The 26,823-nt window shown below is 62.7% G+C and carries 27 protein-coding genes and 1 pseudogene (1 of these 28 cut by a window edge); 20 read left to right on the top strand and 8 right to left on the bottom strand.

Annotated features, from left to right (window positions below):
* Window positions 1-2 precede the first annotated feature (2 nt).
* From NT26_RS16165 to secA, 3 genes are all read right to left on the bottom strand, one after another.
* The gene (locus NT26_RS16165; protein ID WP_052642280.1) at window positions 3-1,256 is read right to left on the bottom strand and encodes a GNAT family N-acetyltransferase; all 1,254 of its coding nucleotides are present in this window, start codon (window positions 1,254-1,256) and stop codon (window positions 3-5) included.
* Between the two features lie 32 nt (window positions 1,257-1,288).
* A complete protein-coding gene (locus NT26_RS16160; protein WP_052642278.1) occupies window positions 1,289-2,698 on the bottom strand; it encodes a lipopolysaccharide biosynthesis protein in 1,410 nt (469 codons plus the stop codon).
* A 141-nt stretch (window positions 2,699-2,839) separates the two neighbouring features.
* The gene (secA, locus tag NT26_RS16155; RefSeq protein ID WP_052640276.1) at window positions 2,840-5,560 is read right to left on the bottom strand and encodes a preprotein translocase subunit SecA; all 2,721 of its coding nucleotides are present in this window, start codon (window positions 5,558-5,560) and stop codon (window positions 2,840-2,842) included.
* Between the two features lie 249 nt (window positions 5,561-5,809).
* Between secA and NT26_RS16150 the strand changes: the two genes are divergently transcribed.
* The 6 genes and pseudogenes from NT26_RS16150 to NT26_RS22470 all read left to right on the top strand — a co-directional run bounded on the left by NT26_RS16150 (window position 5,810) and on the right by NT26_RS22470 (window position 9,829).
* Complete coding sequence (locus NT26_RS16150) at window positions 5,810-6,697, top strand: peptidylprolyl isomerase (protein WP_052640274.1); 888 nt, start codon at window positions 5,810-5,812, stop codon at window positions 6,695-6,697.
* A 57-nt stretch (window positions 6,698-6,754) separates the two neighbouring features.
* Window positions 6,755-7,996 carry a bifunctional glutamate N-acetyltransferase/amino-acid acetyltransferase ArgJ gene (gene argJ, locus NT26_RS16145; RefSeq protein WP_052640272.1) on the top strand — a complete coding sequence of 414 codons (1,242 nt, stop codon included), beginning with the start codon at window positions 6,755-6,757 and terminating at the stop codon, window positions 7,994-7,996.
* A pseudogene (locus tag NT26_RS16140) lies at window positions 7,965-8,775 on the top strand (GNAT family N-acetyltransferase). Before argJ ends, NT26_RS16140 begins: the two are co-directional and overlap by 32 nt.
* 26 nt (window positions 8,776-8,801) lie before the next feature.
* Entirely contained in the window at window positions 8,802-9,194 is a 393-nt protein-coding gene (mutT, locus tag NT26_RS16135; RefSeq protein ID WP_052640270.1) for an 8-oxo-dGTP diphosphatase MutT, read from the top strand.
* Between the two features lie 110 nt (window positions 9,195-9,304).
* Complete coding sequence (locus NT26_RS16130; protein WP_052640268.1) at window positions 9,305-9,625, top strand: hypothetical protein; 321 nt, start codon at window positions 9,305-9,307, stop codon at window positions 9,623-9,625.
* Between the two features lie 30 nt (window positions 9,626-9,655).
* Window positions 9,656-9,829 carry a Flp family type IVb pilin gene (locus NT26_RS22470; protein ID WP_082077742.1) on the top strand — a complete coding sequence of 58 codons (174 nt, stop codon included), beginning with the start codon at window positions 9,656-9,658 and terminating at the stop codon, window positions 9,827-9,829.
* Here NT26_RS22470 and NT26_RS16125 read toward each other — a convergent pair.
* Complete coding sequence (locus NT26_RS16125; RefSeq protein WP_052640266.1) at window positions 9,822-10,715, bottom strand: methyltransferase domain-containing protein; 894 nt, start codon at window positions 10,713-10,715, stop codon at window positions 9,822-9,824. The two genes, NT26_RS22470 and NT26_RS16125, sit on opposite strands and share 8 nt — an antisense overlap.
* Before the next feature lie 91 nt (window positions 10,716-10,806).
* On the opposite strand from NT26_RS16125, the gene NT26_RS16120 reads away from it, so the two are divergent.
* From NT26_RS16120 to NT26_RS16105, 4 genes are read left to right on the top strand one after another with little or no spacing between them, the layout of a single operon-like run.
* Window positions 10,807-11,550, top strand: coding sequence for a ComF family protein (locus tag NT26_RS16120; RefSeq protein WP_244467634.1), 744 nt, complete (start codon window positions 10,807-10,809; stop codon window positions 11,548-11,550).
* Between the two features lie 56 nt (window positions 11,551-11,606).
* Window positions 11,607-11,861, top strand: coding sequence for a glutaredoxin 3 (gene grxC, locus NT26_RS16115; RefSeq protein WP_052640262.1), 255 nt, complete (start codon window positions 11,607-11,609; stop codon window positions 11,859-11,861).
* Window positions 11,862-11,872: 11 nt separating this feature from the next.
* The gene (locus NT26_RS16110; protein WP_052640260.1) at window positions 11,873-12,727 is read left to right on the top strand and encodes a carbon-nitrogen hydrolase family protein; all 855 of its coding nucleotides are present in this window, start codon (window positions 11,873-11,875) and stop codon (window positions 12,725-12,727) included.
* The gene (locus NT26_RS16105; RefSeq protein WP_052640258.1) at window positions 12,724-13,152 is read left to right on the top strand and encodes a DUF1178 family protein; all 429 of its coding nucleotides are present in this window, start codon (window positions 12,724-12,726) and stop codon (window positions 13,150-13,152) included. The genes NT26_RS16110 and NT26_RS16105 overlap by 4 nt, the downstream gene beginning before the upstream one ends.
* A gap of 2 nt (window positions 13,153-13,154) precedes the next feature.
* On the opposite strand, the gene ubiG is transcribed toward NT26_RS16105, so the two are convergent.
* On the bottom strand, window positions 13,155-13,901 hold the full coding sequence (ubiG, locus tag NT26_RS16100) for a bifunctional 2-polyprenyl-6-hydroxyphenol methylase/3-demethylubiquinol 3-O-methyltransferase UbiG (protein ID WP_052640256.1): 747 nt from the start codon (window positions 13,899-13,901) through the stop codon (window positions 13,155-13,157).
* A 228-nt stretch (window positions 13,902-14,129) separates the two neighbouring features.
* Here ubiG and NT26_RS16095 point away from each other — a divergent pair, with 228 nt between their 5' ends.
* Window positions 14,130-14,729, top strand: coding sequence for an SH3 domain-containing protein (locus NT26_RS16095; protein WP_065814551.1), 600 nt, complete (start codon window positions 14,130-14,132; stop codon window positions 14,727-14,729).
* Between the two features lie 48 nt (window positions 14,730-14,777).
* Here NT26_RS16095 and NT26_RS22830 read toward each other — a convergent pair whose 3' ends face one another.
* Entirely contained in the window at window positions 14,778-14,918 is a 141-nt protein-coding gene (locus tag NT26_RS22830) for a hypothetical protein (RefSeq protein WP_156157147.1), read from the bottom strand.
* Between NT26_RS22830 and NT26_RS16090 the strand changes: the two genes are divergently transcribed.
* The 5 genes from NT26_RS16090 to NT26_RS16070 all read left to right on the top strand — a co-directional run bounded on the left by NT26_RS16090 (window position 14,917) and on the right by NT26_RS16070 (window position 21,545).
* A complete protein-coding gene (locus NT26_RS16090; RefSeq protein ID WP_052640254.1) occupies window positions 14,917-16,191 on the top strand; it encodes an aspartate kinase in 1,275 nt (424 codons plus the stop codon). The two genes, NT26_RS22830 and NT26_RS16090, sit on opposite strands and share 2 nt — an antisense overlap.
* Window positions 16,192-16,276: 85 nt before the next feature.
* On the top strand, window positions 16,277-18,544 hold the full coding sequence (ptsP, locus tag NT26_RS16085; RefSeq protein ID WP_052642274.1) for a phosphoenolpyruvate--protein phosphotransferase: 2,268 nt from the start codon (window positions 16,277-16,279) through the stop codon (window positions 18,542-18,544).
* Between the two features lie 25 nt (window positions 18,545-18,569).
* The gene (gene prfA, locus NT26_RS16080) at window positions 18,570-19,652 is read left to right on the top strand and encodes a peptide chain release factor 1 (RefSeq protein WP_052640252.1); all 1,083 of its coding nucleotides are present in this window, start codon (window positions 18,570-18,572) and stop codon (window positions 19,650-19,652) included.
* Complete coding sequence (prmC, locus tag NT26_RS16075) at window positions 19,649-20,518, top strand: peptide chain release factor N(5)-glutamine methyltransferase (RefSeq protein ID WP_052640248.1); 870 nt, start codon at window positions 19,649-19,651, stop codon at window positions 20,516-20,518. Before prfA ends, prmC begins: the two co-directional genes overlap by 4 nt.
* A 301-nt stretch (window positions 20,519-20,819) precedes the next feature.
* Complete coding sequence (locus NT26_RS16070) at window positions 20,820-21,545, top strand: DUF4167 domain-containing protein (RefSeq protein WP_052640247.1); 726 nt, start codon at window positions 20,820-20,822, stop codon at window positions 21,543-21,545.
* Between the two features lie 115 nt (window positions 21,546-21,660).
* Here NT26_RS16070 and NT26_RS23305 read toward each other — a convergent pair whose 3' ends face one another.
* Together NT26_RS23305 and NT26_RS16065 are read right to left on the bottom strand one after the other, a co-directional pair.
* Window positions 21,661-21,789 (bottom strand): hypothetical protein, encoded by a 129-nt coding sequence (locus NT26_RS23305; RefSeq protein ID WP_280136220.1) that lies wholly within the window; start codon window positions 21,787-21,789, stop codon window positions 21,661-21,663.
* Window positions 21,786-22,874 (bottom strand): metallochaperone AztD, encoded by a 1,089-nt coding sequence (locus NT26_RS16065; protein WP_244467633.1) that lies wholly within the window; start codon window positions 22,872-22,874, stop codon window positions 21,786-21,788. The genes NT26_RS23305 and NT26_RS16065 overlap by 4 nt, the downstream gene beginning before the upstream one ends.
* Window positions 22,875-23,024: 150 nt before the next feature.
* Between NT26_RS16065 and NT26_RS16060 the strand changes: the two genes are divergently transcribed.
* The 4 genes from NT26_RS16060 to clpB form a co-directional block, all read left to right on the top strand.
* On the top strand, window positions 23,025-23,351 hold the full coding sequence (locus NT26_RS16060; RefSeq protein WP_052640246.1) for an ArsR/SmtB family transcription factor: 327 nt from the start codon (window positions 23,025-23,027) through the stop codon (window positions 23,349-23,351).
* Complete coding sequence (locus NT26_RS16055) at window positions 23,348-23,758, top strand: SRPBCC family protein (protein WP_052640245.1); 411 nt, start codon at window positions 23,348-23,350, stop codon at window positions 23,756-23,758. The genes NT26_RS16060 and NT26_RS16055 overlap by 4 nt, the downstream gene beginning before the upstream one ends.
* 62 nt (window positions 23,759-23,820) lie before the next feature.
* Window positions 23,821-24,036, top strand: coding sequence for a hypothetical protein (locus NT26_RS16050; protein WP_052640244.1), 216 nt, complete (start codon window positions 23,821-23,823; stop codon window positions 24,034-24,036).
* 206 nt (window positions 24,037-24,242) lie between these two features.
* Window positions 24,243-26,823: the 5' portion of an ATP-dependent chaperone ClpB gene (clpB, locus tag NT26_RS16045; protein ID WP_052640241.1), read on the top strand. 26 nt of this gene lie beyond the right edge of the window; 2,581 of the gene's 2,607 nt are visible here — the first part of the coding sequence; the start codon lies at window positions 24,243-24,245; its stop codon lies beyond the right edge, outside the window.

Below are 26,823 nucleotides of genomic sequence, written 5' to 3'. Positions count from 1 at the left end.
CCTTATTCAGGTCGCCTGGCGATCGACAGGATCTTCTGCCGCAGCAGACGTGCCATGTTTCGCGTGCTCCGGTACATGTGGAGCTGGGCCGCGACTTGCCGGACATCCTTGTCGGCATTATGCGTCAGGCCGATCACAAGCGTCCCCATCTCCTCGCGCTCCTCCCACATCCGGCTCATGATGGAGTGGTCGGCGGTCGCGCAGGAATCGGTACGCAGGATATTGGCGTCATCGAGGTGCCATTCGGTCAGCTTCATCATGAGCAGCTTGCCGGGGGACCATGCGGCAAATTCCTCGTCGTAAGTCGTCTTCCAGGTATAGGCTTCGCCGGCCATGACGAAGACGATGAGGGAGGCGATCGCGCGGCCGTCGAGGTCGAGCGTATGGATGCGGACGGCATCGATTTCGGCGAGATTGGTGATGGCTTCCCGGGCAAAGGCAGCGCGGTAGCGGTCGTTGATGAGGGCGGAGCGCTTGCGCCCCTTCCATCCTGCTGCCTCCAGCGCCAGGAATTCCTCCATGCGGAGCCGGACCTCTTCCGGTTGACGGGCGACTGTATAATCCAGCTGCCCGTGCTCGGCGAGCCGGCGCCATTGGCGCTGCATTTCCCTGTAATGGTGAGGAGAAACCGCCCGCTTGATGTATGTCTCCGGAGCATCGAGGCTTTCCAGCATGGGACGTGTGCCGGGTTCAGCAAGCGTCACCGGCAGGTCGCGACCCACCGCAACGGCGCGCGCCAGCTGGGCGAAGCGTCCGTTGACGCGGATCTGGGGCAGGACAAGCACTGAAGGAAGCTGCATGTCCGGTCGCGAAAGACCGTCCAGAAGGTTGTCGATCGTCTCTGCTGCACCCTCTGCATCGACCAGCGGCGTTCCCAGAGGTCCGAAAGGGTTCGCCCATGCTCGGGTGATCGCAGGCCCGATCGAGAAGCCGGGTTTTTCGATCGTGAAGGGCATCAGCAGCCGCATGCGGCTGTGCCCCTCGTTCTCGTCGCGGATCACTGCGAATCGGACCTGCTTGTCCTCTATCCGTGGCATTGCAGGCGCCAGCAGACGGGCGCTGAAGAAGATGTTGGGTTCCATTACCCGGTTGGAAAGGAATTCGAGCTCCTGCTGGAGGTCGTAGCCTAGCGAGGCGGGGTAGATGCAGAGTTCCCGTCCCAGGCGTCCTACTTCGATCTGTTGGTCGGCATGGGGCCGTTCTGCCTGCAGCTCCGGCAGTAGGGGTGGTGTCCAGAGAGGAGCTGCGGGATCCATGGGCCGGCGGCTGTCGGGGGAGGGGGCCATGGTCATTCGGCCTTTGCTGCAGTTGGAATTGGGTCGGCGAAGGCAAACATGGCGATGCCGAGGCTTCGGCGAAGCGCTACGTGCAGCAGGATCGCCTCGATTGCCATGGCGCAGGCGGTCGCGGTCGCCGCGCCGTTCAGCCCGAAACGAGGGATGAGCATGATGTTCATCAGAATGTTTGCGCCCAGCACGATCGCGTAGAGAACCACGCAGAGGTTCTGACGGCCGGCCATGCTGAGCAGCACTTCGGCGGGGCCGACCAGCGACTTGGCGAGGATGCCCGCAAAGAGGATCGGGAGCAGCCAGTAGCCAATCGTGAAGGCCGGGCCGAAGAGGGCGAGCAGGTGTTCGCCGACCAGCAGGATGGCCGAGCCCAGCAGGAGAGCGGGCCAAAAGCTCCAGCGTGCGGCCTGTCCGGCGAATGCCCTCAGTTCCGAGGTCTCGCCGCTCGCAAGTATGGCGGAGAACCTCGGGCCAGCCGCAGCCTTGACGGCGAAGGCGACGAACTGGACGAGCACGATCGTCTTCGTCGCAGCAAAGTAGACCGCCACCTGGTCGGGGGGCAGGTAGAGACCGACCACCACCACATCAGCATTGGTCAGGAGGAAGCCGATCCCGTCAATCAGGAAGATCGGCAAGGAATAGGCGAGCCAGGCGCGTGGGTTGAGACGAAGCGGACCATCGCCGAAGGCGCGCCGCAGCCGTTGGCGCAGGCGCATGTACTGGATCAGCGTCGTGACATAGGTTGCGGCAAGAGCGGCTTCCATCGCAGTCACCGCCGTGTCGGGCGCGCCGAGCCAGACGGCGCCGACCATGAAGAGCAGGATCAGGGTCGGACGGATCAGGAAGGTCGGCGTCAGGGCCGTCACCGTCCAGCCGCTTGCCCGTGCGGTGCCGTCGAGGACATCGCCAAGCGCGATCATCGGCAGCGTGAAGAGCGCCAGGAACAGAGGCGCCAGCCAGTAGGCTTCGAAAGAGTCAGCGAAGAGGCGCAGAAAGATAAACCCCAGTGCCGCAAGCACGCTTGCTGAGAGCATCGCAAAAATGCGCGCCGTGACATGAAGGCCGCGGGCAGAGGCGAGATCACCGTCCGCCTGGTGCTGCGGCAGGAAGCGGATGACGGATGTATGGAAGCCGAGGCAGGAGAGGTTTCCTGCCAGAACGACGATCACCCAGACGAAGGCGAAGATGCCGTATTCGAACTCCCCCATCAGGCGGGCAAGGATGATCTGGGAAACGAAGGCGATGGCTGCACTGACGACGCGAATTGCGAAGGCGACGAGAGCCTGCCGCTGGGCACGGGCCGTCTCGCCGTCCAGGGTATTCGCCTCGATTGTCCGGTCGAGCACAGGCCTTAGCCTGGAGCGCAGGCCGCGGGGCAGATATCTCTCCGCTGTCTCGAGAACCGCCATGATCGGCACGCACTACTCACATGAACTCAATACCGGGTAGCCCAGTCTTGCCACGACAGGGTTAACAATCCTTTGGAGCAGACTGGAGCACACGCGAAAATGCCGCCCGGAGGCGGCATCCCGATGTGTTGCTGACGGAGCTCAGGCCTGCTCGAAGGCGCCGTGGCAGTGCTTGTATTTCTTGCCGGAACCGCAGGGGCATGCCTCGTTGCGGCCCACCTTGCCCCAGGTCTCGGGGTCGGCAGGATCGCGATCATCGGGTGGCACCTGCAGGCCAGAGTCGTTACCGCCTGCGAAGTCGTCATCGCCTGTCGAAGCGTCGATATGATGGGGTTCCATGACCGGGGGCGGCTCTGGCGAAGGCTGGGCCTCGCGCACGAGCTCGACGCGCATCATCTGCGCCGTCACGGCTTCGCGCAGGTTGGCAAGCAAGGCCTGGAAGAGTTCGAACGCCTCCGACTTGTATTCCTGCAGCGGATCGCGCTGGGCGTAACCGCGGAAGCCGACGACGGATCGCAGGTGGTCAAGGTTGACGATATGCTCGCGCCACAAGTTGTCGAGTGTCTGAAGCACGATGGATCGCTCGACATAGGTCATGATGTCGGCACCGAAGCGTTCGGTACGGTCGGCAACCGCCTTGTCGGCAGCTTCTGTGATCCTCTCGCGGATATCGTCCTCGCCGATGCCTTCTTCCGCCGCCCAGTCGGCGATGGGGAGGTCAAGGTTCAGCAGGCGCTGGACGTCGTTGTTCAGCCCCGCCACATCCCATTGCTCGGCATAGGCACGTTCCGGAATATGCTTGGCGACCATCACCTCGATCACCTCGTTGCGCATGTCGGCAACGATCTCCTTTAGGTCGTCGGCATTGGCATCCATCAGTTCGATGCGCTGCTCGAAGATCACCTTGCGCTGGTCGTTGGTGACGTCGTCGTATTTCAGGAGGTTCTTGCGGATGTCGAAGTTGCGGGCCTCGACCTTGCGCTGCGCTCGCTCCAGCGCCTTGTTGATCCATGGGTGGACGATGGCCTCGCCTTCCTTCAGTCCGAGCTTCTGCAGCATTCCGTCCATGCGGTCGGAGCCAAAGATGCGCATCAGGTCGTCCTGCAGCGACAGGTAGAACTTGGAGCGACCGGGGTCGCCCTGGCGCCCGGAACGGCCACGAAGCTGGTTATCGATGCGGCGGCTTTCGTGCCGCTCGGTGGCGATGACGTAGAGACCGCCGGCGTCAAGAGCCTTCTGCTTCAGCGCTGCGATTTCCGCCTTGATGGCGTCGGCCTTGGCGTCTCGCTCCGGACCTTGCTCCATTTCGGCCAGCTCGTGCTCCAGACGCATGTCGAGGTTACCGCCAAGCTGGATGTCGGTACCGCGGCCGGCCATGTTGGTGGCGATGGTGACGGCGCCAGGAACGCCGGCCTGGGAAACGATATAGGCTTCCTGCTCATGGTAGCGGGCGTTCAGGACCTTGAAGTCCTTGAAGCCGGACTGGCTCAGCATCGTGGCCAGAAGCTCGGACTTCTCGATGGAGGTCGTGCCGACCAGGACCGGCTGGCCACGTTCGTGGGCGGCCTTGATCTCGGCAATGATTGCCTTGAACTTCTCCTCGAAGGTCCGGTAGACCTCGTCGTCCTCGTCGATGCGCTGGATCGGCAGGTTGGTGGGAACCTCGACGACTTCAAGCCGGTAAATGTTGCTGAACTCTTCCGCTTCCGTCGCAGCCGTACCGGTCATGCCGGCGAGCTTTTCGTACATGCGGAAGTAGTTCTGGAAGGTGATCGAGGAGAGCGTCTGGTTCTCCGGCTGGATCTGCACCTTTTCCTTGGCTTCAAGCGCCTGGTGCTGGCCTTCCGAATAGCGGCGGCCCGGCATCATGCGGCCGGTGAATTCGTCGATGATGACGATCTCGCCGTTGCGGACGATGTAGTCTTTGTCGCGGGTGAAGAGCTTGTGGGCCTTCAATGCGTTGTTGATGTGGTGGACGATCGCGACATTCTCGACGTCGTAGAGGCTTTCGCCTTTCAGGAGACCAGCTTCGCGCAGCAGGTTCTCCAGCTTTTCCGTCCCGGCCTCGGAGAAGTTTGCCGAACGCTGCTTCTCATCGATCTCGTAGTCGCTTTCGTCCAGCATCGGAATGAAGGCGTCGATCGTGTTGTAGAGTTCGGAGCGGTCGTCCAGCGGGCCGGAGATGATCAGCGGCGTACGCGCTTCGTCGACGAGGATGGAGTCCACTTCGTCGACGATGGCATAGTTGTGGCCGCGCTGAACCATCTGGCCGCGGTCATACTTCATGTTGTCGCGCAGATAGTCGAAGCCGAGCTCGTTGTTCGTCGCATAGGTGATGTCGCAGGCATATGCCGCGCGGCGCTCCTCGTCGGAGAGTCCGTGGACGATCACGCCGGTGGTGAGGCCGAGGAAACCGTAGAGGCGTCCCATGGTCGCGGCGTCGCGGCGGGCGAGGTAGTCGTTGACGGTGACGACATGGACGCCCTTGCCGGCCAGCGCGTTCAGGTAGACGGCAAGCGTCGCCACCAGCGTCTTGCCTTCACCCGTCTTCATCTCGGCGATCGCGCCGTCGTGAAGGATCATCGCCCCCGTCAGCTGGACGTCGAAGGGTCGCATGCCGAGCACCCGGCGAGAAGCTTCGCGAACCACCGCAAATGCCGGCGTGAGGAGGTCATCAAGGCTTTTGCCTGCCGCGAGCTGTTCGCGGAACTCGGCCGTCTTGGCCGCCAGTTCTGCATCAGAGAGAGCCTTCGTCTTCTCCTCGAGGGCGTTGACAGCATCGACGCGGGACTTGTAGGAGCGGACGCGGCGCTCGTTTGCCGAGCCGAAGAATTTGCGGGCCAATCCGCCGAAGCTGACCATTCGAATGGTCCTTTCTGGTTAAACGTACTTGTGATCGCAGGCCGGCCTACGGCTCTGCAGAACCGTCAAAATCGCCCGCTACGCCCGGAAACCCATCTGGACGCAAAGTTGCGTGACAGATAAGAGGGGGTCGATTTGATGTCAACGGTAACGGCCGATACACAAAGGCCACATTCCGATGTTTGTGAACGCTTTCCGGCCGGCTTCGGGCTATATCGAGACCGGCAATCATTCTTGAAAGGTGACTTGATGCTGCGCCATAAACTTCTCGCCACGGCTGCCCTTGCTGTCGGGCTTTCCTTCGGTGCCTCCGCCTTCGCGCAGGAAGAGGCCGTCGTCGCCAAGGTTGGCGACCTGGAGATCCTTCAGTCCGAGCTCGACCTGGCCGTGGCCAACCTCGATCCGCAGCTCCAGCAGCTTCCGGACGAGCAGAAGCGCGTGGCTGCCCTGTCGGGCGCGATCGACGTGAAACTTCTCGCACAAAGCGCCGCCGAGGAGGGGCTTGCCGAGACGGAAGATTTCCAGAAGCGGATGGAGTACATCAAGGATCGCGAGTTGCATAACTCTTACTTCCGCAAGCACGTTGTCGACGCCGTCACCGACGAAGAGGTCAAGGCACGCTATGAGAAGGAAATAGCCGCCCTGCCGAAGCAGGAAGAGGTCAACGCCCGCCATATCCTGGTCAAGACCGAGGAAGAGGCCAAGGCGGTCATCGCTGACCTCGACGCGGGCAAGGATTTCGCCGAGCTTGCCAAGACGAAATCGGAAGATTCCAACAAGGACGACGGTGGCGACCTCGGCTGGTTCTCGAAGGGCCGCATGGTCCCAGAATTCGAGGAGGCTGCCTTCGCGCTGGAAAAGGGTGCCTACACGAAGACGCCGGTGCAGTCGCAGTTCGGCTTCCATGTCATCAAGCTTGAGGACCGTCGTGACGTCCAGCCCCCGGCGCTGGAACAGGTTGAGCCGCAGGTTCGCCAGCTGGTCATGCGCGACAAGTATCTGGCGCTGATCGAGAAGGCCAAGGCGGAGCAGACGGTCGAGATCATGGACGAGACGCTGCGCAAGGGCTATGAGGACGTCAACAAGGCGCCCGATGCCGATCCCGCAGCCGGCGAAGCGCCCGCGCCTCAGCAGTAAGTAATTTACAAGGGCCCGGTTTTCCGGGCCTTTCCATATTCAGTTTGGATGCCTCCGATGTCCGCTTCCGTCTCCCCGCTTGCTCCAAAATCCTACCCGGACATGCCGCCGATCCGCGGCCTACGCATGGCAACCGCTGCCGCCGGGATCAAGTACAAGAATCGTACCGACGTTCTGCTCATGGTGTTTGACCAGCCGGCAGCGGTGGCCGGTGTATTCACGCGCTCCAAATGCCCCTCGGCGCCGGTCGATTTCTGCCGCGCGAATTTGCCTCATGGCAAGGCAAGGGCGGTCGTCGTCAATTCGGGCAATGCGAACGCCTTCACCGGCCTCAAGGGCAGGGCCGCGACGGAACTGACGGCGAAGTCTGCGGCCTCGGCCGTGGGATGTGCTGAGAACGAGGTATATCTGGCGTCGACGGGCGTGATCGGCGAGCCGTTGGATGCCGGCAAGTTCGCAGGGGTGCTCGGCGATATGAATGCCGATGCAGAACCGGATTTCTGGCTGGACGCTGCCAAGGCCATTATGACCACCGACACCTATCCGAAGGTCGCGACACGCTTGGCTGCCATCGGTGGCGTCACAGTGACGATCAACGGCATTGCCAAGGGGGCGGGCATGATCGCGCCCGACATGGCGACCATGCTGTCCTTCGTCGCGACCGATGCGGACATCGCGCCGGACGTACTGCAGCAGCTGCTGTCCGCCGGCGTCGGCCCCACCTTCAACTCCGTGACCGTCGATAGCGACACCTCCACCTCGGACACGCTAATGCTCTTTGCCACGGGTGCCGCCGCGGCCGACGGACAGGCGAGGGTCACCTCTGTCGAGGACCCGGCACTGGCGGAGTTCCGAGCCGCGCTGAACGCGCTTCTCAAGGACTTGGCGCTCCAGGTGGTTCGCGATGGTGAGGGTGCTCGCAAGATGGTGGAGGTCACCGTAACCGGCGCCGAGACCGGCGCCGCTGCAAAGCGGATCGCGCTTTCCATCGCCAACTCGCCCCTCGTCAAGACGGCGGTGGCCGGCGAAGACGCCAACTGGGGTCGCGTCGTCATGGCGGTCGGCAAGGCCGGCGAGATGGCCGACCGGGACCGGCTGGCGATCTGGTTCGGCGATGTCCGTGTCGCAGTCAACGGCGAACGCGATCCGGACTATTCCGAAGCGGCTGCCAGCGCGGTCATGAAAGAAGAGCACATTCCTGTCCGGGTGGATCTCGGGCTGGGTGAGGGGCGGGCGACCGTCTGGACCTGCGACCTGACGAAGGAATATGTGGCCATCAACGGCGACTACCGGAGCTGATGCGGGCGATGCAGGCAACACCGTCCGCGAGCAATCTGCCGCTGGTCCGCCGTCTGGAGGCCGTCGGCTTCCGGGCCTGGCCGGCCGCCTCGGTGATCTATGACGGCAGCTGGCAGATCCGGCTTGCGGGCGGACATCCCTCCAAACGCCTCAATTGCGTCGTGCCGCTCGATCCTTCCGATTTCCGGGACATGGACCTGCGCCTCGAGAAGGCGGGCAAGCGCTTCCAGGCCTACGGTCGGCCGCTCATCCTGCGCGAGACGCCATTGGCGCCCACGCAACTTGTCGAGCACCTGTCCGAGGCCGGCTGGAAGCGGTTCGAGACGGTGAACGTGATGACGGCGGATCTTGCTCGCCTGGCATTGCCGGATACGATTGATCACCTCCCCACGCATGATGTCAGTCGCTTCATCGACGCGAGCCTGCTGGTCGCCGGGGAGGATCCGGCGCTCAAGCCTGCGCTTGCTGAAGTACTCAACGCCATCAAGCCGGCGAAGGGGCTGTTCACGATCGAGAATTCTGCGGGCGGACCGGTCGCCGTTGCCCTCTGCGTCCAGGATAACGACCTCGCCGGCGTCATGGGACTTGCCGTCGCCGCCAGCGCACGCGGTCAGGGGCGCGGAACGGAGATCCTGTCCTCCGCCCTGCGCTGGGCCCGCATCAGCGGGGCCCGGAGCGCCTGGATTCAGGTCGTAGCGGACAACTTAGCGGCGCTCGGGCTGTATCGGAAGTTCGGTTTCCGGCAAGCCTATCAATATCATTACTGGCGGGAGGCCTAAACGTGGTGCAATCTCAACCGCGGCGAATGCTGCTGGTCGCGGCCTGCGCCCTCGTCGACACCGACAATCGTATCCTCCTGGCGCAGCGGCCGGAAGGAAAGGAACTGGCAGGTCTTTGGGAATTCCCGGGCGGAAAGGTGGAGCCGGGTGAAACACCCGAAGAGACGCTGATCCGTGAGCTACAGGAAGAGCTCGGGGTTACGACGAAAGTCCCCTGCCTGGCTCCGCTCACTTTCGCCAGCCACACCTACGACACCTTCCATCTGCTGATGCCGCTCTACATCTGCCGGCGCTACGAGGGCATTCCACGGGGGATGGAGGGCCAGGCGATCAAATGGGTTCGCAGCCGCGACCTCCGCACCTACCCTATGCCGCCCGCCGACGAGCCGCTCATCCCCTTTCTCCAGGATCTCCTGTAGAAGCCTGGTAACAGTTGCGCCTATTCGTAAATCGGCGTTAACAGATCGTTTAACCAATTCGCCTAGTCTCGAGGCTTACCAAGGCAGTATCTGCGTCGAGGCTTTGAGACATGGACGAGGAATCGTGGAAGACTGTGCGGGTCCGGAACCGGTCGTCGTACAGGTCGGGCAAGACCGGCGCCCTGAATATCGCCCTCCTGTTCGGCACGGCGGCAATAGCGCTATCCCTCATCGTGACACCCATGGTCGCCGATAGCGGCGATGCCCGCCGCCTTGCGCATGTGCAGGAAGAATTTGACCGCATCACCACGGGCTCGATCAAGCCGGCGGAAAAGGGGTCGAAGCAATATACCATTCGCCGCAGTATCCTTCAGGAAACGCCCGGATCGGTCTGCATCATCCAGCCCTACGACACGGACGCGCGCTGCTAGCCCAGGTCTCCCTGAGAAAGGAAATACCGCATGCGTCTTCTGAACGCGTTCTCGGGCAGCAAGGACGGAGCAACCGCTGTCGAATATGGTCTGATCGCAGCTCTCATCGCTGTCGTTCTCGTCGCGGCCTTCGGCGGCTTCGCCGATACGCTGGTGAGCGTGTTCGAGACGATCGAAGGTTATCTCACGAACGCCGTCAACTAGCGCTCCCGGGTTCCTCATCCCGCGGCACTCGCAGGGCGTCGGCGAGCCTCATCTTCGCGGAGCCAGGCTTCAGCGGCTTCTGCTGGCTCTCATGCGGTGCCCAGCCCGAGACGTAGATGATGGAGAAGGTTGCACGGATGCGTCCGTCCGGATCCGCGTAGCGTTCCGCGTACAACTCCGCTGCCCGAATGAAGAAGCCCCGGCTGACGGGCTGCCGGCTGCGCCCGACCAGCGGATTGGCCATTCCCATCGCACGGATGTCGCGCATCAGCGGGAAGATCGAGTCGTAGCGGACCGTATAATTCTCGACATCCACCACCGGCAGGGTGAAGCCTGCCCTTTGCAGCAGCGCCCCTACATCCCGAACGTCGGCGAAGGGGATGACGCGAGGGCTGGCGCCGCCGGTCCGTTCTATCTCGGTCGCGAGCAACACATCGCGCAGTTCGGCAAGCGTCCCGGCTCCCGGTATCGCCGCCATGAACAGGCCATCGGGCTTCAGGGCCCGCCGGATGCGGACAAGCATGCCCGGTGTATCATTGACCAGGTGGAGGGAGAGCGGCGAAAGCACGAGGCTGGCCGAAGCCGGCTCCAGCGGTAGGTCGTCGAGCGCAGCGACCGTCAAGGGCTCACCGGACGCTGCGAAGACGGAACTGGTCTCGACCCGCTCGATGCTGGCGATCCTGCCGGTTTCGTTCGCAAGGCGTGCTGCGATGCCTGTGCCGCCATGGAGTTCAACAGCGGTCTCGAACCGTCGCTCTACGACAGCGAGCCGTTCGGCCAGCTCGTGCGCCACCAGGTCGAGCAGGAAGGAGGCTCCCGGCTCGGCATTCCTGAACGCCCGTTCCCGCCGTGCTGCCACCAGCGCCTGGTCGAAAAGAATCTCCATTGAGCTAGGTCCTTGCATTTCCAGTTGCGGAATGGCGCGTCGCGGGCGCAAATGTCAATCCATGGGGGACGGACACAAGTCGGCTTTTGGCATGCCAACACCACCCAGATCGGCCTGGCTGCGCTGGATCGCCGACCTTGTCTACCCGCCTGCCTGCCCCGGCTGCGGCGTGATCCTCGCCGGGCAGCCGAGCTTTTGTGCAACGTGCTGGCGCGAGATCCGTTTCATCGAACGACCCTATTGCGAGATCCTCGGCATCCCGTTCGGATATAATCCGGGTGAGGGCATGGTATCGGCGGAGGCGATCGCCACGCCGCCGGTCTTCGATCGGCTGCGCAGCGTCGCGATCCACGAAGGTCCCGTGCGTCATCTGGTCCACGGGCTGAAATATCGCGATCGCACCGACCTTGCCCCCATGATGGCCGCCTGGATGCTGCGTGCGTCCGAGCGGCATGTCCTCGAGTGCGACGGCATCGTGCCCGTCCCCCTGCATCGTTGGCGGTTCGCCGGGCGGAAGTTCAACCAGTCAGCGGAGCTTGCCCGGCACCTGGCACATCTTTCCGGCCGGCCGTTCCTGCCGGCGACGCTGGTCAGGGTGAAGAAAACGGCGCGGCAGGTCGGGCTGACCGCCAGGCGTCGCGAGGAGAATGTCCGTGCGGCATTCAAGGTGGTGCCGGGCCGAGAGATGGACGTCGCGGGGAACCATCTGGTGCTGGTCGATGACGTCTTTACCACGGGCGCGACGGTCTCCTCCGCGACCCGAGCGCTTAAGAAGGCGGGAGCGGCGGAAGTCACCGTTTTGACCTTTGCAATGGCTATCGCCGGGCCTATATGAAGCTTCAAACACCAACTGCGCGGCACTTCCCACCTGGTCGCTCCCGGAGAATCTCGATGGCAGATGTTACGATCTACACCCGCCTGGGCTGCGGTTACTGCTCCCGCGCCAAGTCTTTGCTCCAGTCCAAGGGCGTCGACTTCACCGAGCACGATGCGACCTATTCGCCGGACGTGCGCCAGGAGATGATCGGCAAGGCTGGCCGTTCCACCTTCCCGCAGATATTCATCAATGGCGAGCATGTCGGCGGCTGTGATGATCTTCATGCGCTCGATCGTGCCGGCAAGCTCGATCCGATGCTCGCCGCCTGAGGAGAGGGACGATGACGTTCAAGGCTGCTGCCATCCAGATGTGCTCCGGCGTCGATCCGGAGAAGAACGCCGCCGACATGACGAAGCTCGTGCGCGAGGCCGCTTCCCAGGGCGCGGTCTATGTTCAGACGCCGGAAATGACGGGTGCTGTGCAAAAAGATCGCGCGGGGCTGATGGCGGTGCTCAAGGACGAGGCGAACGACGTCATCGTTTCCACCGCCCAGGAGCTTGCCCGCGACCTCGGGATCCACGTCCATGTCGGGTCGACGGCCATTGCACTTGCCGACGGCAAGATCGCCAATCGGGGCTTCCTGTTTGCGCCTGGCGGCGACCGGATCTGCACCTATGACAAGATCCACATGTTCGATGTCGATCTCGACAATGGCGAGAGCTGGCGCGAAAGCGCCGTCTACCGGCCAGGCGGAGAGGCAAGAGTGGCGGAGCTTCCCTTCGGCAAACTCGGTTTTGCAATCTGCTACGACGTCCGCTTCCCGGCGTTGTTCCGCACCGAGGCTGTCGCCGGTGCCGATGTGCTGACCGTCCCGGCGGCGTTCACGCGGCAGACGGGCGAGGCGCATTGGGAAGTGCTGCTGCGGGCTCGTGCCATCGAGAACGGTGCCTTCCTGATTGCCGCTGCCCAGGCGGGCGTGCATGAGGATGGGCGCGAGACCTTCGGTCATTCGATGATTATCGACCCCTGGGGCAAGGTACTTGCATCGGCCGGAGGCAGTGGCGAGGCCGTCGTAATCGCGGAGATCGATGTCGACCAGGTGAAGGCCGCGCGGGCCAAGATCCCGAACCTCAAGAACGCTCGCGACTTCACGCTCGACACGGTGGCCGCGGAGGCGAAGGGGGTCGCCGCGTGATCCGCTATTCGCTTGTCTGCGACAATGTCCACGGCTTCGAAGGATGGTTTTCCGAAAGCGCGGACTTCGACCGGCAGGTTGAAGCCGGCTTCCTCACCTGTCCCGTCTGCGGTTCCGCTGATGTCTCCAAGTCACTGATGGCGCCCTCCGTTTCCACGGCACGGAAAAAGGAGGAGAAGCAGGCGGTCGCCATGGACCTTGCGCAAAAGCAGGTGATGGCGAAGCTGAAGGAAGCCGTGGCTGCGATCAAGGCCAGTGCCGAGGATGTCGGGGAGAGATTTCCCGAAGAGGCCCGCAAGATCCACTACGGTGAGGCGGATGCGCGGGGCATTGTCGGCCAGGCGAGCTTCGCCGACGTGCGCGAATTGCTCGATGAAGGGATCGAGGTGGCACCGCTGCCGGTGCTGCCCGAGGATGCCAACTAGGGCTAGGCGGGCCGCTTCGCCAGCAGCATGTAGTTGACGTCCATGTCCGGCGACAGGTTCCAGCGGTCCTGCAGGGGATGGAAGAAGACGCCGGTGCGGTGAATGATGTCCATGCCGCTCGCCCCAAGCGGCGCTTCCAGCTCCTCTGGCCGAACCAGCTTCTCATATTGGTGCGTGCCCCTAGGTAACCAGCGCAGGATGTTCTCGGCAGCGAAGATGGCCAGCGCGCGGGCCTTCATTGTGCGGTTGATCGTAGCCACGAACATCAGACCGCCCGGTTTCACCATCGAAGCGCAGGTGCGCATGAAGAAGTCGACGTCGGCGACATGTTCGACAACCTCCATGTTGAGGACGACGTCGAACATCTCGCCGGCTTCGGCCAGTCGCTCTGCCGTGACGGCGCGGTAGTCGATCTCTACACCTGTTTCTGCGGCATGTGTCTGCGCAATCCTGATGTTCTTTTCCGACGGGTCGGCGCCGACGACCGTCGCGCCCATGCGGGCGACCGGTTCCGAGAGAAGGCCGCCACCGCAGCCGATATCAAGGACGCGAAGGCCGGAGAGCGGCAGGTGCGCCTTTGGATCGCGGCCGAAGTTCTCCGAGACCCTGTCGCGGATGTAGGTGAGGCGCACCGGATTGAACTTGTGCAGCGGCTTGAACTTGCCGGTCGGGTCCCACCATTCCGCCGCCATGGCGGAGAAGCGGTCAACTTCGCTCTGGTCGATCGTGGTCTTGGCGGCATCGGTCATGGGGTGTCATCTCCGGCGTTTGAACCTGAGGTCGGACGATCGGCAGCAGAAGTCAAGGGCCGTTGCCGAATGCCGGCGATGCGCCGGGCGCATCTGGCATTCCTGCGCCACTATCTCTGATTCGCGAGCCGTTCATAACCGGTTCAGGGGCCGTGCGGAACAATGGCAGGGTGTCAAACATTGAGCGGAAACAAGAGCGGCGTAGCCGCCTGTTTCAGGAGAAAACACGTGAGGAAATATCTGTTCAGTGCCGCTGCTGCCCTGTGTGCAGTGGTGGCTGCACCATCTCTGGCCGATGCGGCGGTACGTGGTTTCGCGACTGCAAACGTCAACATGCGATCCGGGCCAAGTACGTCCTATCCCGCCGTGACCGTTATTCCGAACGGTGCACCGGTCACCATCTACGGCTGCATGAGTAACGTCAACTGGTGCGATGTTGCCTTCAGCGGTGGCCGTGGCTGGGTTTCCGGCAATTATGTGCAGGCAGCCTATCAGCAGCGGCGCGTCCATGTAGGTCCCCAGTACTACCGGCCGCTCGGTATCCCCACGGTCACCTTCGAGATCGGCAACTACTGGGACCGGCATTATCGCGGTCGTGACTTCTACCGCGATCGTGACCGCTGGGACCGCCGTGACCGTGATCGCTGGGACCGCGACAGGGATCGGAGATACCGGGACCGAGACAGAGACCGGGTAGACTGGGACCGTGACCGCGATCGCCGTTCCGATCGAGATCGTTCACGCTTTGAGGTCATTCCTGGCCCAGGCGGCGAGACATGCATCGCCAACGACATCGAATGCCTGCGAAACCAAGAGACTCGTAGATAGTTGCGATTTTGGAGGAAGGGTAGACGTCAAGGGTCCGCCCTTCCTTTCTCACGTTGCCACATGCCGTGCCGGCCGCCATTGCACGCCACCCACCTTTTCGATAAGAGACCCGGCGAAATCCGTCTGCTTCCTGAAGACGGGCAGAGAGATCCGCTCCCTTGGGAGCGAACGGGTGGTATCAGTCAGCATGGCACGCATCGTCATGAAGTTCGGCGGCACATCAGTCGCCAATCTCGAGCGCATCCACAACGTCGCTCGCCATGTGAAACGCGAGGTGGATGCCGGAAACGAGGTGGCGGTCGTGGTCTCGGCGATGTCCGGCAAGACGAACGAGCTCGTGGGTTGGGTCCAGGACATTCCGAAGGTGGCGGGAGCCAATTCCCCGTTTTACGATGCTCGCGAATATGATGCCGTCGTGGCGTCGGGCGAACAGGTGACCTCAGGGCTGCTTGCCATCGCCCTACAATCGATGGGCATCAACGCCCGCTCCTGGCAAGGTTGGCAGATCCCGATCAAGACCGACAATGCCCATGGGGCCGCCCGCATCCAAGAGATTGACGGGGCGGACATCATCCGCCGCATGGGCGAGGGACAGGTGGCCGTGGTCGCCGGCTTCCAGGGTATCGGCCCCGACAATCGCATCGCGACGCTCGGTCGCGGAGGCTCGGATACGTCTGCCGTGGCAATCGCCGCAGCCGTCAAGGCAGACCGTTGCGACATCTACACGGACGTGGACGGCGTTTACACGACGGACCCACGCGTGGTGCCGAAGGCGCGTCGGCTGAAGAAGATCACCTTCGAAGAGATGCTGGAAATGGCGTCGCTGGGCGCCAAGGTCCTGCAGGTTCGGTCCGTCGAGCTTGCGATGGTCCACAAGGTCCGCACCTTCGTGCGTTCGAGTTTCGAGGATCCCGATGCGCCGGGCATGGGCGACCTCATCAACCCGCCCGGCACATTGATTTGCGACGAGGAAGAGATCGTGGAACAGGAAGTCGTCACCGGCATCGCCTATGCCAAGGATGAGGCGCAGATTTCGCTCCGCCGGCTGGCTGACCGCCCCGGCGTCTCGGCAGCCATCTTCGGGCCGCTCGCGGAGGCGCACATCAATGTCGATATGATTGTCCAGAACATTTCGGAGGACGGATCGCGCACGGACATGACCTTCACGGTGCCCTATGGGGATGTTCAGAAGGCGCTCAAGATCCTCGAGGACAACAAGGAAAAGATCGGCTTCGACGTCGCCCAGAACGAATCAGGGCTGTGCAAGGTGTCGGTGATCGGCATCGGCATGCGCAGCCATGCGGGCGTCGCGGCGCAAGCTTTCAAGGCACTTGCCGAAAAAGGCATCAACATCAAGGCGATCACGACGTCGGAAATCAAGATTTCCATCCTGATCGATGGTGCATATTCGGAACTTGCTGTTCGGACTTTGCATTCCGCCTACGGTCTCGATAAGAGTTGAGCATGAGCCGAGGGGCCACCCTTCCCACCTGTGGAAGGGTCGATCCCGAGGCGTGGGGCACCTTGTTTCGGGAGCGATGATGCCGATGAGAGACCTGTCGGCTGGGCCGCGCGTGCTGCTTCGGCGGCTGCGCGAACTGATGGCGGAGCCGCTGGATCCGCAGGAGCGTCTCGACCGCATCGTCCGCCAGATCGCCAGCAACATGGTGGCGGAAGTCTGCTCCGTATACGTGCTGCGATCGGACGGAGTGCTCGAACTCTACGCCACCGAAGGCCTCAATCCGGAAGCGGTCCACCTGTCACAGCTCAAAATGGGGCAGGGTCTTGTCGGAACGATCGCTGCTTCGGCGCAACCCCTCAATCTTTCCGATGCTCAGGCCCATCCCGCCTTCCGCTATCTCCCTGAAACGGGTGAGGAAATCTACCATTCCTTCCTCGGCGTGCCGATCTTAAGGGCAGGCCGCACTTTGGGCGTCCTGGTCGTCCAGAACAAGGCGAGTCGGACCTATCGCGAAGATGAGGTCGAGGCGCTCGAAACGACTGCCATGGTAATCGCCGAAATGATCGCCACCGGGGAATTGAAGAAGATCACCAAGCCCGGCCTCGAGCTCGACCTGACGCGCCCCGTCACGATCGAGGGAGACGGCTACAACGAGGGCATCGGGCTGGGACACGTGATCCTGCACGAGCCACGCGTGGTGGTGACCAATCTTCTCAACGAAGACGCCGAAAGCGAAGTGCGGCGGCTGGCCGAGGCGCTGGGCTCGCTCAGGATCTCCATTGACGACATGCTGTCGCGCCGCGACGTGGCCACCGAAGGCGAGCATCGCGAGGTGCTCGAGACCTACCGGATGTTCGCCTACGACCAGGGCTGGGTGCGGCGCATGGAGGAGGCGATCCACAACGGCCTGACGGCGGAAGCGGCCGTCGAGAAGGTGCAGAGCGACACCAAGGCGCGGATGATGCGCCTGACCGATCCGTATCTGCGCGAGCGCATGCATGATTTCGACGACCTTGCAAATCGCCTGCTGCGGCAGTTGACCGGGTTTAGCGGGCGGTCGATCGGTGAGGGCATGCCCGCTGACGCGATAATCTTCGCGCGCGCCATGGGTGCGGCCGAGCTTCTCGACTACCCGCGGGAAAGGCTTCGCGGGCTGGTGCTGGAAGACGGCGCCGTCACCAGCCACGTCGTGATCGTGGCGCGCGCGATGGGCATTCCGGTGGTCGGTCAGGCGGTCGGGGCGGTTGCGCTCGCCGAGAACGGTGACGCTGCGATCATCGACGGCGACGACGGCCAGCTTCACCTGCGGCCGGTATCGGATGTCCTGAAGGCCTACGAGGAGAAGGTCCGGCTACGCGCCCGCCGCCAGGAACAGTTCCGAGCGCTCCGCGACGTCGATCCTGTCACCAAGGACGGAAAGCGCATCAGCCTGATGATGAATGCCGGGCTGATCGTGGACCTGCCACATTTGCCGGAATCAGGTGCGGACGGCATCGGGCTGTTCCGGACCGAACTCCAGTTCATGATCGCCTCGACCATGCCGAAGCTCGAGGAGCAGGAGGCGTTCTACCGCAATGTCATCCGGCAGGCCGGTGGACTTCCGGTCACTTTCCGGGCGCTCGACATCGGCGGCGACAAGGTCGTGTCTTATTTCCGCGCGCATGAGGAGGAAAATCCGGCGCTTGGCTGGCGGGCGATCCGCCTGTCGCTCGACCGTCCGGGCCTCCTGCGGACACAACTGCGGGCCCTGCTGCGCGCCTCTGCCGATGCGGAACTCAGAATGATGCTGCCGATGGTGACGGAGGTTGCCGAGATCCATGCCGTGCGCGACCTCCTGCAGAAGGAGGTCCAGCACCTTTCGAAATTCGGGCACAGCCTGCCGCGCAAGCTGCAGTTCGGCGCCATGCTCGAGGTGCCGGCGCTGATGTGGCAGCTGGACGAGCTGATGGCCGAGGTGGATTTCGTCTCCGTCGGCTCAAACGACCTCTTCCAGTTTTCAATGGCTGCCGACCGTGGCAATGCACGTGTCTCTGATCGGTTCGACATGCTGGGCCGGCCGTTCCTGCGGATCCTGCGTGACATCGTGCGGGCGGCGGAACGCAACAAGACGCCGCTGACGCTGTGCGGCGAGATGGCCGGCAAGCCGCTCTCGGCCATGGCCCTGATCGGACTCGGCTTCCGCTCCGTTTCGATGGCGCCAACCTCTGTCGGTCCGGTCAAGGCCATGCTCCTGTCGCTCGATGCGGACAGGCTGACGGAGACCCTGAACGCGGCGCTGGACGACAGGCAGCCGAGAGAGCCGGTCCGCGAACTGCTGATGCGGTTTGCGGCAGAGAACGGCATTCCGGTCTGAAGACAACAATATGGAGTAGAAGCGGGTGGCGAAGCTTCCTGTAGAGAAGATGCGCGAACTGGAGCGCCGCTTCGGCGAGATCGAGGCCCGCATGTCCGAAGGCCCGGCTGCGGACGTTTATGTGCGGCTCGCGTCCGAATATTCGGAGTTGCAGCCTGTCGTGCGCAAGATCCGCGACTATGAGAAGGCAACCGCGGAAGTGGCCGACCTGAGGACGCTGCTCGCCGACAAGGCGACGGATCGCGAAATGCGCGAGCTTGCCGAGATGGAGCTGCCGGAGGCCGAGGAGAGGGTCGAGGCGCTGGAAAAGGATATGCAGGTCCTGCTGCTGCCGAAGGATGCCGCGGATGAGAAGAGTGCGATCCTGGAAATCCGCGCCGGCACCGGCGGCAACGAGGCGGCACTGTTTGCGGGCGACCTGTTCCGGATGTACGAGCGGTATGCCGCGGGCAAGGGCTGGAAGGTGGAGGTGCTTTCCGCCAGCGAGGGCGAGGCCGGCGGCTTCAGAGAAATCATCGCTACCGTCAGCGGGCGCGGCGTGTTCTCGAAGCTGAAGTTCGAGTCGGGTGTCCATCGAGTCCAGCGGGTGCCGGACACCGAGACGCAGGGGCGGATCCACACCTCGGCGGCGACCGTGGCCGTCTTGCCGGAGGCCGAGGAGATCGACATCGAGATCCGCCCGGAGGACATCCGGATTGATACCATGCGGTCATCGGGCGCTGGTGGGCAGCACGTCAACACCACCGATTCTGCCGTCCGGATCACGCACCTTCCGACGGGATTGGTGGTAACGAGTTCGGAAAAATCGCAGCACCAGAACCGCGCAAAGGCGATGCAGGTGCTGCGGTCGCGGCTCTACGACATGGAGCGGCAGAAGGCCGATAGCGAGCGATCCGCCGACCGCAAGAGTCAGGTCGGATCCGGCGATCGGTCGGAACGCATCCGAACCTATAATTTTCCGCAGGGGCGCGTGACGGACCACCGTATCAACCTGACGCTCTACAAGCTCGACCGAATGATGGAGGGCGAGATTGACGAGGTTGTCGATGCGCTGATCGCCGACTACCAGGCGGGCCAGCTGGCACAACTTGGCGAGCAGCAGGGGTGACCACGCTCTCCGCCGTGGTTGCAGATGCGAGGAGCCGACTTGCCGCAGGCGGATTGCCGGACGCGACGATCGAAGCGAGAATTCTCATCGGCGGCGTACTCGGCCTGACGGCTACGGACGTCTTTGTCAGGGGCGACCGCGAGATTGGCGCCCCTGAGCTCGAGAAAATAGCGGAAGCTATCGGGCGACGCTTGAAACGGGAGCCCGTGCACCGCATATTAGGAGAACGAGAATTTCACGGTATGGTGCTGAAGCTCTCTCCGGAGACGCTGGAGCCGCGACCGGACACGGAAATCCTCGTCGATGCCATCCTTCCCTATGTGAGGCAGATTGTCGCATCGCGAGGTGAAGCACGCATCCTGGATCTGGGAACCGGAACCGGCGCAATCGTCCTGGCACTCCTGAAGGAATGCCCGCAGGCGACCGGAGTCGGCACTGACCTATCCGAGGCAGCGTTACAGACTGCCCGCGAAAACGCGGCGAGGCTTGGCCTGGCTGGCCGGTTCGAGACGATCCGGAGCAATTGGCTGGAAGAGGTTACAGGGCGGTTTGACATCGTAGTTTCAAACCCGCCTTACATCAGAACGGGCGTTATCGCGGCGCTTGAGCCGGAAGTCAGGGAGTTCGATCCCCTGCGTGCGCTTGATGGCGGACCGGACGGGCTCGACTGCTACCGTGCCATCGCCGCAGGTGCCGGTGAGGTTCTGGCGCCCGGCGGAATGGTCGGAGTCGAGATCGGCTATGACCAGAGGGACAGTGTGAGGACGATCTTCCAGGCGGTAGGCTTTGTCCTGCATCAGGCGCTTCGGGATTTTGGCGACAAGGATCGTGTCCTTCTGTTTGCCAAGGCGGAACCTGGCCATTGATTTTGCACAGCGAAAGAAAAGGCTTGGATTTCCAAAGGAAGCGCGATAGTTTGCGGCCACGTACCGGGCGGCTGGGAATGAACGGAGATTCGTTCGGGTTAAGGTCAACCCTGAGACCGGCTCTTTTGAGTTTCAAAGGTTGAACATTTCCTGGTGCGTGATTCAGGTAATTTGACTTTCACTAGCGGCAGGTGGCTCGGTGTCCTCCTGTGCGCGGCGCGCGAAGTCTCGGTCTGGCGCGAGCCAGCATGGCCGCGCGGCCCCCTATCAGCGGATAACAGACAATTCAGGTGATCTATCTATGAGGCCAGGACAGCAGAACAAGCGCGGTCGAGGGCGTGGCGGCAGCAACAACAGTGGCGGCGGCGGCAACTTCAATCGTAAGGGCGGCAATCCTCTTACCCGCACCTATGACAGCTCCGGCCCAGACGTTAAGATCCGCGGAACGGCGCAGCACATTGCCGAGAAGTACGCAGCACTGGCGCGGGACGCACAGAGCTCTGGCGACCGAGTGATGGCAGAAAACTATCTGCAGCATGCGGAACACTACAACCGCATCATCGCAACGGCCCAGGCGCAGATGCAGGAGCGCTTCCAGCGCGACGACCGCGGTGAGTTCCAGGATCGCGAAGGGCAGGACGGCGACGACATCGACACCAATGAGGGGGATGACGAGGGTTCGTTCCGCCAGCAGCCTTCGGCTGAGGGCCAGTCGCAACGCCGGGACAACCAGCAGCCTCGCGAACAACGGGATCATCAACGTCAAAATCGCCGCGAGCGTGATCCGCTCCCTGCAGCCGAGGCGACGCCTGCCATCGACGGATCCGGGCCTCAGCCCGTGATCGAGGGTATACCAGCCGAGGTTGCCGTGGAATCGGAAGAGCAGGGCGCGCAACGTGAACGCCAGCCGCGCCGTCGCAATGCCGGCAACCGCCCGCGTCGCCCCCGTCGGGGAGAAGAAGGTGCGACTTCAGAGGCCGGCGCAGCCGAGTCTCAACCCGAACTGGCGGACGCACCCGGGGAGTAGCCCGACTGATCAGCACCAAGACCACAGGACCCCGGCCGTAACGCCGGGGTCTTTTTCTATAAATGGTCTCATCGGCAAGCATTCCGCCACGGCATGAGGCCATCACTGTCCGCGCCTAGTGGTTGATGCCGGAGCCCCCGACGGCGACGATGTTGAACGGAGTACCTGTGACTGCCAGTGAGCGATTCTCCGCCAAGGTGCCGGCATCGAGGATAAGGATGCGCTCGCGGCGCGGGTCCGTCACGGCGATCTCCGTGCCCATGACCGCCAGAGCGGACGCGGATCGCGCCAGTGCCCGTCCTTGCTGTAAGGCTCCGTGACCTGAGCTGATCTCGTCAGGCGGCCGGTGAGAATATCCAGTACATGGAGTGTCCCATCTTCCGTGAACACATAGGCTGTCGTGGGCCGCGCAGGATCAAGGGCGAAGTCCACCCGCCGGACGGGAAGCTCGACCAGAAGGAATGGGTTCTCCTGAGAGGGGTCGATCACGACAACCTTGTCGTCACCGTAGTTGCCGAGGAAGAACTGCATGGCTCGTCCGCCCAGTAGAGTGCCGACCTGCCCTTCCGGCATGTCGTCGCCATAGGACAGCATCTCAAGCTCGGGCGTCCCACTTCCACCCCTGCAGGCGATCAGTACGCCTTCCTCGCACCCGAATGCGACCATCCCTGCGGAAGATGCTTCGCCGTGCAGGCCGGTGCAGGTCGCGATCTCTCCTACCTGTTGTCCTTCGCCGTTCAGAACCTTCAGCCCCAGTCGCGGCGGCAAGTCTCCTTCCTTTGTCGCCTTTGAAACGTCCGGCTCGGATATGAGCATGTAGGCTCCAAGCGGCACCGCCACGCCGTGATGAGGCGCGGTCGACCTCACAACCCCATGGGTCATTTCGCCTCTCAGAAGCGCAGCCTCGTCAAAGATGCGTGCTTCGCCTTCCAGGTCGAAGAATTGCAGAACCTGATCGTCATGCGGTACCGCGTGGACCGGCCGCCGTCCATGGATCCGCCCGAGTTGCGCCGGCTGGTTGAGTTCCACATCCTTGTGTTCTCCGTGATCAGAGAAGGTGACGCCCGTGGCGATCACGTCGACGGCGTCGGCATCCATCTGAACCGCAAAGGCGGTCTTCCTACTTTCGCTCGCAACCAAATGGGTGACGTAGCCTTCAAGCTGATACTGCGCGATCTGGTGTCCGGTGGCGCCATCCAGCACTGTGAGCTTTGCATCCTTCTGGTCTCCGACCAGAAGCCGCCAGGCCTCCACCTCATCTGCCCTCGAAGGGCTGAGCGTTGCTATGAGGATGGCGGAGGACGCTGCAATAAGCGGCAGGCGAAGCATGACTGTCTCCTAGATGTTGTAATGCAATAACATTACGTCACCAGGATATATCCCGTTTGCCGTCCAGTTGAAATCCGGCACCGGCTTAGGCTTGACTCACAGATAGCTGATTGGTTATTTGACTGATAAATAGCTGATTGGTTATCGATAGTGGCACAAGATCCTCAGACGCTTCTCTTCAAGGCCCTGGCCGACCCCACGCGCAGGGCGATATTCGAGCACTTGTGCCGCGACGGCGAACAGACGGTTGCTGCATTGACTGCCCGTGCCCGAATTTCGCAGCCGGCGGTTTCGAAACACCTCGTGGTTCTCAAGCAGGCGGGTCTGGTGAAAGATCGGCCCGATGGGCGTCACAACCACTACAGCGCAGAACCGGCCCCCCTGAAGTCGATCATCGACTGGTCGGGCGAGATGACCCGCTTCTGGGACGCAAGCTTTGTTGCGCTGGAAGATCTGCTGAAGAGGATGGATCAATGAACTCTATGTCTGTCGATACGCTTTCGGTCGTCGTTGAGCGGGACCTTCCTTATCCGCCGGAGAAGATCTGGCGGGCGCTGACGCAGCCGCATCTGATCGAGGAGTGGCTGATGAAGGGCGACTTCCAGCCGGAGATGGGTCATCGCTTCAGCCTGCGTGCGGATTGGGGTTCCGTCAACTGCGAGGTACGGGCAATCGAGCCGGGCAAGGCGCTGTCTTATACATGGGATACCAAGGACCTCAGGAGCATCGTCACCTGGACCCTATTCCCGAGCGAGACGGGAACACGGCTGCGCATTGAGCAGACAGGTTTCCAACCGGAGCAGCAGCCATATTACCGGGGAGCACAGGCGGGCTGGCCGAGGTTCCTGGACGCCATGGAGCGCGTTCTCAGAGAACGGAACTGACGCAGTCTCATCCACAGCGTTCGAGGGGGGCGATGTGACGGCCACGCAAGAGGAGGACTGACATGACCTTGAGCTACGCAATTCGGCAGGGCCATCGCTGGCTGTCGATCGCCTTTACCGTTACGGTTATCGCCAACTTCATCTTCATGGCACTTGGGCAGCCGCCCGCCTGGATCGGCTATGCGCCGCTGCCGCCGCTCTTTCTGCTCCTGATCACCGGCCTCCATATGTTCGTGCTGCCCTATATAGCCAGACGGCGCGCCGAACGGGGACGTTGAGCGGCAACGTGGCCAGATCGTGCCGCCAAGGCCGCCTCAAAAGATATCCCTGCGAGCCGTGACCGGTTCTTTAAATCTGCGAAACCGCCTCCCATATCTCGTTCAACGCCGACGTTTCCGGCGAAGGGCTCGCCTTTTGAGGGAGCTCAATCTCAATCATCGTTTCGTGCCTTATGAAAGGGCGGAACGATCTGTGGAGGTTCGACATGAATATCGACACATATTCCGAGCGGGTTCGCGGCTTCCTGCAATCGGCGCAGACCCATGCCCTTTCCGAAGGGCACCAGCAGTTCACGCCCGAGCATGTGCTGAAGGTTCTCCTGGACGACGACCAGGGGATGGCTTCCTCGTTGATCACCCGCGCCGGCGGCGATCCCAAGGAAGCGCGTCTTGCCAATGATGCAGCCCTTGCCAAACTGCCCAAGGTGTCGGGCGGTGGCGGCCAGGTCTACCTGTCGCAGCCGCTTGCCAAGGTCTTCACCACCGCGGAAGAGGCTGCCAAGAAGGCGGGCGACAGCTTCGTCACCGTGGAGCGGCTGCTTCTGGCACTTGCCATCGAAAGCACGGCATCCACGTCCGCGACGCTGAAAAAGGCGGGTGTGACTGCCCAGGCCCTCAACCAGGTCATCAACGAGGTTCGCAAGGGTCGCACCGCCGACAGCGCCAATGCCGAGCAGGGTTTCGACGCGCTGAAGAAGTATGCCCGCGATCTGACCGCGGAAGCGCGAGAGGGCAAGCTCGACCCGGTGATCGGCCGGGATGACGAGATCCGCCGCACGATCCAGGTTCTTTCCCGCCGCACGAAGAACAACCCGGTTCTGATCGGCGAGCCCGGCGTCGGCAAGACGGCGATTGCCGAAGGTCTCGCGTTGCGCATCGTCAATGGCGACGTGCCGGAGAGCCTGAAGGACAAGAAGCTGATGGCACTCGACATGGGCTCGCTGATTGCAGGCGCGAAATATCGCGGCGAGTTCGAGGAACGCCTCAAGGCGGTCCTGAACGAGGTGCAGGCGGAAAGCGGTGAGATCATCCTGTTCATTGACGAGATGCACACTCTGGTTGGCGCCGGCAAGGCCGATGGCGCGATGGATGCCTCCAACCTGTTGAAGCCGGCGCTTGCTCGTGGTGAACTGCACTGTGTCGGGGCTACGACGCTCGACGAATACCGCAAGCATGTGGAGAAGGATGCTGCCCTCGCCCGCCGGTTCCAGCCAGTCATGGTCGACGAGCCGACGGTGGGGGACACGATCTCGATCCTGCGCGGACTGAAAGAGAAGTACGAACAGCACCACAAGGTGCGGATCTCCGACTCCGCGCTGGTGGCTGCCGCAACCCTTTCCAACCGCTACATCACCGACCGTTTCCTGCCGGACAAGGCGATCGACCTGATGGACGAGGCCGCCTCGCGGCTCAGGATGCAGGTGGATTCCAAGCCCGAGGAACTGGACGAGCTCGACCGCCGCATCATCCAGCTGAAGATCGAGCGCGAGGCCTTGAAGAAGGAAACCGACACGGCGTCGGCCGACCGGCTGTCGCGGCTCGAAAGCGAACTCGCGTCGCTGGAGGAACAGGCAGATGCGCTGACGGCCCGCTGGCAGGCGGAGAAGCAGAAGCTCGGCCTTGCTGCGGACCTCAAGAAGCAGCTCGATGAGGCGCGCAACGAACTGGCGATCGCGCAACGCAGTGGCGAGTTCCAGCGCGCGGGCGAGCTTGCCTATGGGGTGATCCCCGGCCTGGAGAAGGATCTCGCCGCGGCGGAAGCTCAGGATTCGAGCACCAATGCCATGGTGCAGGAGGTCGTCAGCCCGGACAACATCGCCCATGTCGTCTCCCGCTGGACCGGTATTCCGGTCGACAAGATGCTGGAAGGCGAGCGTGACAAGCTGCTTCGCATGGAAGACGAGCTGGCGAAGTCCGTGGTCGGCCAGGGTGACGCCGTTCAGGCGGTCTCGCGCGCCGTGCGCCGGTCGCGCGCCGGCCTGCAGGATCCCAACCGGCCGATCGGCTCGTTCATCTTCCTCGGGCCGACCGGCGTCGGCAAGACGGAGCTGACGAAGTCGCTCGCGCGCTTCCTGTTCGACGACGAGACGGCGATGGTGCGCCTCGACATGTCGGAATACATGGAGAAGCATTCCGTCGCCCGGTTGATCGGCGCACCTCCCGGCTATGTCGGCTATGAGGAAGGTGGTGCACTGACGGAAGCCGTTCGCCGCAAGCCTTATCAGGTCGTGCTGTTCGATGAGATCGAGAAGGCGCATCCGGACGTGTTCAACGTTCTCCTGCAGGTGCTCGACGACGGGCGCCTGACGGACGGGCAGGGCCGCACGGTCGACTTCAAGAACACGATGATTATCATGACCTCGAACCTCGGGGCGGAGTATCTCACCACCCTGCCGGAAGGTGCAGATACCGACCAGGTGCGCGATCAGGTGATGGACGTGGTCAAGGCGTCGTTCCGGCCGGAATTCCTCAACCGCGTCGACGAGATTATCCTCTTCCACCGCCTGCAGCGGACGGAAATGGGCGCGATCGTCGATATCCAGATGAAGCGGCTGATATCGCTGCTCGCCGAGCGCAAGATCGCGATCGAGCTCACCCCGGAAGCCCGCGAGTGGCTTGCGGACAAGGGCTATGATCCGGTCTATGGCGCAAGGCCGCTGAAGCGGGTGATCCAGAAGTTCGTTCAAGACCCGATGGCCGAGCAGATTCTCTCCGGAAACATCCCGGACGATTCAGCGGTCGCCGTCGATGCCGGATCGGACCGGCTGCTCTTCCGCGTCAAGCGGA

The organism is Pseudorhizobium banfieldiae (assembly GCF_000967425.1).
GTDB classification, from domain to species: domain Bacteria; phylum Pseudomonadota; class Alphaproteobacteria; order Rhizobiales; family Rhizobiaceae; genus Neorhizobium; species Neorhizobium banfieldiae.
The sequence above is the reverse complement of the archived record's forward strand: the minus strand, read 5'-3'. Positions and strand labels throughout refer to the sequence as shown.

What these genes read in the sequence shown, in the direction of transcription:
- NT26_RS22830 (WP_156157147.1), bottom strand. Translation starts at nt 14,918, where the DNA reads ATGCTGACTGATACCACCCGTTCGCTCCCAAGGGAGCGGATCTCTCTG.
- NT26_RS16070 (WP_052640247.1), top strand. Translation starts at nt 20,820, where the DNA reads ATGAGGCCAGGACAGCAGAACAAGCGCGGTCGAGGGCGTGGCGGCAGC.
- NT26_RS16050 (WP_052640244.1), top strand. Translation starts at nt 23,821, where the DNA reads ATGACCTTGAGCTACGCAATTCGGCAGGGCCATCGCTGGCTGTCGATC.
- NT26_RS16090 (WP_052640254.1), top strand. Translation starts at nt 14,917, where the DNA reads ATGGCACGCATCGTCATGAAGTTCGGCGGCACATCAGTCGCCAATCTC.
- NT26_RS16130 (WP_052640268.1), top strand. Translation starts at nt 9,305, where the DNA reads ATGGACGAGGAATCGTGGAAGACTGTGCGGGTCCGGAACCGGTCGTCG.
- argJ (WP_052640272.1), top strand. Translation starts at nt 6,755, where the DNA reads ATGTCCGCTTCCGTCTCCCCGCTTGCTCCAAAATCCTACCCGGACATG.
- ptsP (WP_052642274.1), top strand. Translation starts at nt 16,277, where the DNA reads ATGAGAGACCTGTCGGCTGGGCCGCGCGTGCTGCTTCGGCGGCTGCGC.
- NT26_RS22470 (WP_082077742.1), top strand. Translation starts at nt 9,656, where the DNA reads ATGCGTCTTCTGAACGCGTTCTCGGGCAGCAAGGACGGAGCAACCGCT.
- NT26_RS16150 (WP_052640274.1), top strand. Translation starts at nt 5,810, where the DNA reads ATGCTGCGCCATAAACTTCTCGCCACGGCTGCCCTTGCTGTCGGGCTT.
- grxC (WP_052640262.1), top strand. Translation starts at nt 11,607, where the DNA reads ATGGCAGATGTTACGATCTACACCCGCCTGGGCTGCGGTTACTGCTCC.
- NT26_RS16160 (WP_052642278.1), bottom strand. Translation starts at nt 2,698, where the DNA reads ATGGCGGTTCTCGAGACAGCGGAGAGATATCTGCCCCGCGGCCTGCGC.
- NT26_RS16125 (WP_052640266.1), bottom strand. Translation starts at nt 10,715, where the DNA reads ATGGAGATTCTTTTCGACCAGGCGCTGGTGGCAGCACGGCGGGAACGG.
- ubiG (WP_052640256.1), bottom strand. Translation starts at nt 13,901, where the DNA reads ATGACCGATGCCGCCAAGACCACGATCGACCAGAGCGAAGTTGACCGC.
- NT26_RS16110 (WP_052640260.1), top strand. Translation starts at nt 11,873, where the DNA reads ATGACGTTCAAGGCTGCTGCCATCCAGATGTGCTCCGGCGTCGATCCG.
- mutT (WP_052640270.1), top strand. Translation starts at nt 8,802, where the DNA reads ATGCTGCTGGTCGCGGCCTGCGCCCTCGTCGACACCGACAATCGTATC.
- NT26_RS16055 (WP_052640245.1), top strand. Translation starts at nt 23,348, where the DNA reads ATGAACTCTATGTCTGTCGATACGCTTTCGGTCGTCGTTGAGCGGGAC.
- NT26_RS16165 (WP_052642280.1), bottom strand. Translation starts at nt 1,256, where the DNA reads ATGGATCCCGCAGCTCCTCTCTGGACACCACCCCTACTGCCGGAGCTG.
- NT26_RS16065 (WP_244467633.1), bottom strand. Translation starts at nt 22,874, where the DNA reads ATGCTTCGCCTGCCGCTTATTGCAGCGTCCTCCGCCATCCTCATAGCA.
- NT26_RS16120 (WP_244467634.1), top strand. Translation starts at nt 10,807, where the DNA reads ATGCCAACACCACCCAGATCGGCCTGGCTGCGCTGGATCGCCGACCTT.
- secA (WP_052640276.1), bottom strand. Translation starts at nt 5,560, where the DNA reads ATGGTCAGCTTCGGCGGATTGGCCCGCAAATTCTTCGGCTCGGCAAAC.